5 protein-coding genes are annotated in these 5,545 nt (G+C 61.9%); all 5 read right to left on the reverse strand.

Annotation, left to right across the window (positions count from 1 at the left end):
• On the reverse strand, positions 1 to 580 hold a 580-nt coding region (locus EOC06_RS06180; RefSeq protein ID WP_245469365.1), incomplete at its 3' end, for a thermonuclease family protein.
• 57 nt (positions 581 to 637) lie between these two features.
• Positions 638 to 1,837, reverse strand: a complete 1,200-nt coding sequence (locus EOC06_RS06185; protein ID WP_128307338.1) for an ABC transporter substrate-binding protein — start codon at positions 1,835 to 1,837, stop codon at positions 638 to 640.
• A 92-nt stretch (positions 1,838 to 1,929) separates the two neighbouring features.
• Positions 1,930 to 2,706 (reverse strand): lytic transglycosylase domain-containing protein, encoded by a 777-nt coding sequence (locus EOC06_RS06190; protein ID WP_128307342.1) that lies wholly within the window; start codon positions 2,704 to 2,706, stop codon positions 1,930 to 1,932.
• Positions 2,707 to 2,738: 32 nt separating this feature from the next.
• Positions 2,739 to 3,110 (reverse strand): hypothetical protein, encoded by a 372-nt coding sequence (locus EOC06_RS06195; RefSeq protein WP_127270682.1) that lies wholly within the window; start codon positions 3,108 to 3,110, stop codon positions 2,739 to 2,741.
• A gap of 60 nt (positions 3,111 to 3,170) precedes the next feature.
• A partial coding sequence (locus EOC06_RS06200) for an Ig-like domain-containing protein (protein WP_128307339.1) occupies positions 3,171 to 5,545 on the reverse strand: 2,375 nt, incomplete at its 5' end.

Raw genomic sequence — 5,545 nt, forward strand, 5'->3', positions numbered from 1 at the left:
CAAGCCAGGCGCCAACATCCTGCTTGCCCAGCCTGCATGGTGCGGCGACGGCAAAACGCTCGACGTCCGGCGGTACGAAACAGTGCAGCGCGCGTCCCCTCAGCCAGGAATTGAAAACGGCGCGGGCGCGCACGCCGCAAGGCCAGGTGACGTCATGAAACGAGCAGGAGCTGTCGAGATCGATGCCTCGCACTCCGCTGATGACCACCTTGCGGCCCATGGCTTCGAACATCGCCGACGATGTGGCAATCGGGCGGTAGAGCAAGACCTCCCGCCAATCCCCGGGCATTGGCGTTTTCGGGGGCACGGCGAGACCGAGCTCGCTGAGTGGCGGACGGGGCTCGGCCCGTTCGATCTCAGCGGGATCAAGCCGTGGCGGAGCGATCAGGTCTTGAGCAACCTTGCGCGCCGGCTCCAGGCGTTGCGCGCCGGCAACCGGGGCAACCGGCCGGATAGGCCGGGTATCGCCAACATCCGGCGACGGGGCACGGACAGGCCGATCGACCGAAAGCAACGCCCCGCCCTGAATGATCAGCAGTATCCCGGCCAGAAGCAGGAAACTTCCGAGCGCGATCGCCAAACGGCTGCGGCCCGGCCTGCCCATCAGCTTGAACAGGATCTCAGGGATTTGCGCCGGTCAGAAACCCGACGTCGATTTGGCAACCAGCTTGAGCGCACCTTTTTCAATCCGATAGAACGGCATCGAGCGTTGGCTGGATCCGTCGGCCCGAAACCGGAACAGGCCGGTCGAGCCACGAAAGCCGTTTGGATTTTCGAGAACTTTCTTGCTGAAACCATCAGGCCCGACCGCGCTGGCAATCCCTGCCGTCAGGGCAACCATATCATAGGCATAGGCCACATTGACGTCAGCCGGATAGTTGTATGTCGTCCTGAAGCGGTCGGCGATCGGCCCGGTTTCACTTGGATCGAGCGTGGCGATAAACGCCCCCTCGAAGAGCGGATCCATGGGGTGCTCCAGCCAACGGTTCGTCCCGACGACGGAGATGGTCTTTCCCGGAATGCCCTTCGATTTGAGGGCGGCAAGGATGGGCGCCGGACTGCCATTGCCACTGGCGACTATGACGGCGTCGGGGGCGTCCACGAGTGAGCCCATTTCGTCGACCGCCTTCGCGCCACCGTCGCCGGCAGAATATCGGAGAGTGACCGCGAGCGCCGCGCCGTAGATGCTGAGGCTGTTTGCGACCCGCTTCTCCGTGGCGCCGGCGTTTGGATTGTCCGCGACAAGCAGTACGAACTTCTTGCTGCCTTTCGCGGCCAGTCCCGCGGCGCCGGCTGCGGCGCTGTCCGCTTCGCCAAGCAGCACGGCATAAACCCCGGCGCCGCCGGCGAAATTATCGGCAAGCGCCAGAACCGGTGGCCGCTTCGATCCCGAAAGCGTGGCAATATGCTGGGCTGCCGGCAGCTCGGTCGGGCCAATGACGACTTTCGATCCCGTCGTAATGGCCGTTACCGCCAGTTTGCTGGCCTGCGCGCTGTCGCCCTTGGTGTCCTCTATCGTCAGCGTCAGCAATCCGTTGCCGATATCCGTCATCGCCAGCTTGGTCGCATCGAGCATCTTCCTGCCGTTTTCCCCGGCCGTTCCGGGGGCGGACAGCGGCAGCAGCATCGTGACTTTGGTCGAACCGGTACCCAGCGACTGGGTCGCCTGGACGGGACCGCCACCGGCGGCGCCGTTCTGCCCGGCAGGCGCGGCAATCGCCGCCGGATCGAGCACTTCAGACACGCCGCCGTTCGACTGGCAGCCCGACACGATCGCGGCGAGCGCCAAGGCGATTGCCCATGTCCGCGGACAGTGGACCTGTCGGCCAGCTTCCATGAATGCTCCACCCCTATGTGCCGCCGGATATTGTTCCCGGTCTGGTCTTCAACGCATGTTACGGCGGACTTGCAATGCCGTCTGTAGTTCTTTTAGCCGCCGAAAAGCCTGCCTCTGAGGGCCCTGATCTGCCTTGCTTGCCCGGCACTTCGATAGTCGGCGCATTTCATGTATCGCGGCCCCGGCACGAACACGCGGCGCACGCAAACGCCCTTTGCCCCCTTCCCCGGCCAGAATTGGGCAGGGGCTCCGCCCTCTCCGCCCGGCAAAAATGCGGAAAAGCCGAACGTCGCCACCGGCAAAGGCCCGGTCACTTCAAAGCCTTCCCTTGCCAGGATTGCCCGAGCACGCTGGCAGTAGCGGACCGAAAGGGCCGAGAACCGGCTTTCATTGTGCCCGGCGCGATATTTCATGACGGTGGTGCACAGATCGCCCGCGGCCAGCCTGTTGGCCTGTGCAAGATATTTGACCCCCAGCGCGATGTTGGCCGCCGGCGCGCTGAGATCGTCGAGGGAACCTCGAAAGCCGAGCATCCTGGCGGTCGCCGGCATCACCTGCATCAGGCCGACTTCGCCGTCGCCGCCTTGCACGTCGGGGTCGAAGCCGCTTTCGATCTCCATCACCGCATGCGCCAGCATCGGCTCCAGGCCGTAGATCGATGCCTGGCAACTCGCAAATGCCTTGAAAGCCTGCCGGGTCCACTCCGTGGCCGGATCACAGCGCACCGGTTGCTTCAGTCCGGACGAAAGCTGTGGTTTCACGGATGGTCGTTCCAGCCAGTTGGCACTGGCCGGCGTGACCGTTTGGACAAAGCCAAACAACACGATCGCACCCGCGACCGCCTTCAGGAAGGATCCGTCGGCTGTCATGATGGCCAACAGGCGTGGGTTCGCCTATCCGGTCAGTGCATGTACTCGACCATGCGATCGTGAAAACACTCGCATTTGTTGAGGTAGTCTTCGTCCTTGTAGTTCGTCTTCAGGTAGCCATAGGCCTTGCCGCAAGCGACCTTGGCCTCCGACGCCCAGACGAAGACGGGACGCGACGAGTTGATCCACTCCGAGCTGTTGGCGACGGCAACCGACTCGTCCATCAGCTTCACAACCTCCTGTTTCAGATCGACGATGTTGTCGTTCAGCACCAGGTTGGAGGTGCCGACGACACGGCAATAGTCGCCCGTCGGACCGTCGATGATGTCGGCGGCATACCCCGTCGACCCGACTGCCAGCAACAGCGTCGCAGCGGAAACAAGCAGTCTTGCAGAACGTTTCATATTGAGCTCCCCTAGATATTAGCGACGTATAACATAGTCGCGTGGTTGTGCGCTATGGCGTTAACCCACCAGATTTGCCGTCGTCGTGTGCTGGGTAGCGCCATCGTCATAGAGCAGCGTGATTGTGTTGGCCGCGGGCAGGTTCGACAGCGTCGCCACGTCGACGAAATTGGCGCCGCCGGTGGTCCCGTCATGATCGACACTGAGAGTGCCTGTCGCCGAATCGTAGTTCACGAAATCGCCAACATTGGCTCCTCCGGGAGCTGTGTCGAACAGCGACGTCAGGTCTATCTTGTCGCCTTGCCCGCCATTGTAGTCGACGATGAGATCCTTGATGTCGAGACCGTCGAGCTTAAATGTATCGGCGCCCGTGCCACCGGTCATGGTATCCTGGCCGAAGCCGCCGATCAGAGTGTCATTGCCCGCTCCGCCGTTGATCGCATCATTGCCGAGCCCGCCGAAGAGCACGTTGGTGGCACCGTCACCTGTCAGCGTGTCGCTGAAATCCGATCCGATGATATGAGGCGCCGCCAGCGTCGAAGTATACGAGTGAGGGTCTCCAGCCAAATCCGCCGAGTGATTCTGGACGGTTTGTCCCGTCGGGCTCAACGTGATGCCGATGGTGCCCGCAGCAGTATCGCCGTCCCCATCGACGACGCTGACCGGCAGATCGAAGCTCACCGGGCTGTTCGTCGAAGCTGCTGCGCCGAAGTCTCCCAGCTTGAAAGTGTCTCCAGACTCAAATCCAATCTCGAGACTGTTGTACCCGTTGGCCGTATAGGTCGCTATCGAGGTGTTCTGCAAGATTGAACCCACAACTACCTCATATTGAGTTCCAGCAGCTGCGCCATCGACAAAATGCACCGTAAATATCTCACCGCCAACGGTAACGTTCGTTGCCGTTGTACCAATATCGGTGAACGACACCAGCTTTGTCTGGCCGTTGTAGCTAATTGCGACCGCAGAAACCGAATCCTGGACGCCGTCGCCAACCACCACGTTCCCCCCAGTGTCGGAATCGTCGAAGGCAGCGAAGCGAGCCGCAGACGAAGAAGAGATGCCGGTGAACTTCGCCGACGCGCCGTTCGTAACGTAGTGTTGCTCGAAGAGATGGGTCGATGGCGATGAATAACTGCCGTTCGGTGGGCTTCCGGTCAAGTCCACGACATAATCAAGGCGCATTTTCTCGCCTGAGCCAACCGAATTGCCGCCACTAACTCCGCCCTCATTCGCATTTGTGTTCAGAGTTCCTGAACTGACGCCGCTTTCTACAGGCGTCAAGAGCAGATCCCTGCTGTCGTCATTGACCAATGTGTTGAAGCCGGCCCAGGCACCATTGCCGCCAACGAAATTATAACCACCCCCGTTGAAATCGACGGTGGTTATGCTGTCCACGGCTCCGTTCATATCCACGGAATAGGAGGCCGTCGCCGGGTCGAGCGTGACAACAAACACAGAAATGGCGCCGGCGAAGCCCGTAAGCGTGTGGCCGTCTGCGGAGACGTCATACACGATTGAAACGCCATTGGAGGTCAGCCCGCTCGCCGTGCCGTCGAGCGACGTCGGGAAGATGACAGTTCCACCATCGGCGCCGTAGTTGTTGGTAAGCACCCCATCGATATCGAGGTCGAACGTGACGGACGCTCCTGCTCCGTTAGCCACGACCGCAGAGGCTGGGGATATGGCCGTCGGAATGTCATCGACGATGTCGACCAGGATGGAGCCGGTGGTGGTGTTGCCGTGGGCGTCGGTCACCGTATAGGTGAAGCTGTCCTTGTCCTGCTCGGTGGTGATGCCATTGTTGGTCGTCACACCGTCATAGGTCTGGGTCAGCGTGTAGGTGTAGGTGCCGTTGGCGTTGAGCACCAGATTGCCGTAGCTGCCGCTTGCCGGCGAGGTCAGCGTATAGGTGTACGGGCCGGTGCCGCCGGCCGGCGTGATCGCGCCGTTGAAGATCTCGCTGTTGCCGGCTGCGTCGCTGCCCGTCGCAAGGCCCTTCTCGCTGACCAGCGCATCGGTGTCGGATGCCGTCACCGTCACATTGTTCACGGTGATGTCCAGCGTCACCGTCGAGGTGTCGCCGTCGCCGTCGGTGATGGTGTAGACGAAGTGATCGACCGCATTGGTGGTCACCGCGTTGGCGTTGGCCGTGTAGGTGTAGGCGCCGTTGGCGCCCAGGACCAGCGTGCCGTACTGGCCCGCGATCCCGGCTCCGCCGAGATTGCCGCTAACCGGGTTCGAGACGTTCGAACCGGTTGCCACGCCCGTCACCGCGCCGCCAGGTGCAGCGCCGTCGGCGCCCAGAACGTCCGCCGTCCCGTCCGTCAGCACGTTGCCCGAGGCCTGCGCGCCTTCCGACACGCTGTTGGTGTTGGCATGCGCCGTCGGAATGTCATCGACGATGTCGACCAGGATGGAGCCGGTGGTGGTGTTGC

This window comes from Mesorhizobium sp. M7A.F.Ca.MR.362.00.0.0 (assembly GCF_004023175.1).
In the GTDB taxonomy this organism is placed as follows: Bacteria; Pseudomonadota; Alphaproteobacteria; order Rhizobiales; family Rhizobiaceae; genus Mesorhizobium.

Excerpts from the sequence above, each read along its gene's own strand:
- EOC06_RS06185 (WP_128307338.1), bottom strand. The coding sequence starts at position 1,837 with ATGGAAGCTGGCCGACAGGTCCACTGTCCGCGGACATGGGCAATCGCC.
- EOC06_RS06190 (WP_128307342.1), bottom strand. The coding sequence starts at position 2,706 with ATGACAGCCGACGGATCCTTCCTGAAGGCGGTCGCGGGTGCGATCGTG.
- EOC06_RS06195 (WP_127270682.1), bottom strand. The coding sequence starts at position 3,110 with ATGAAACGTTCTGCAAGACTGCTTGTTTCCGCTGCGACGCTGTTGCTG.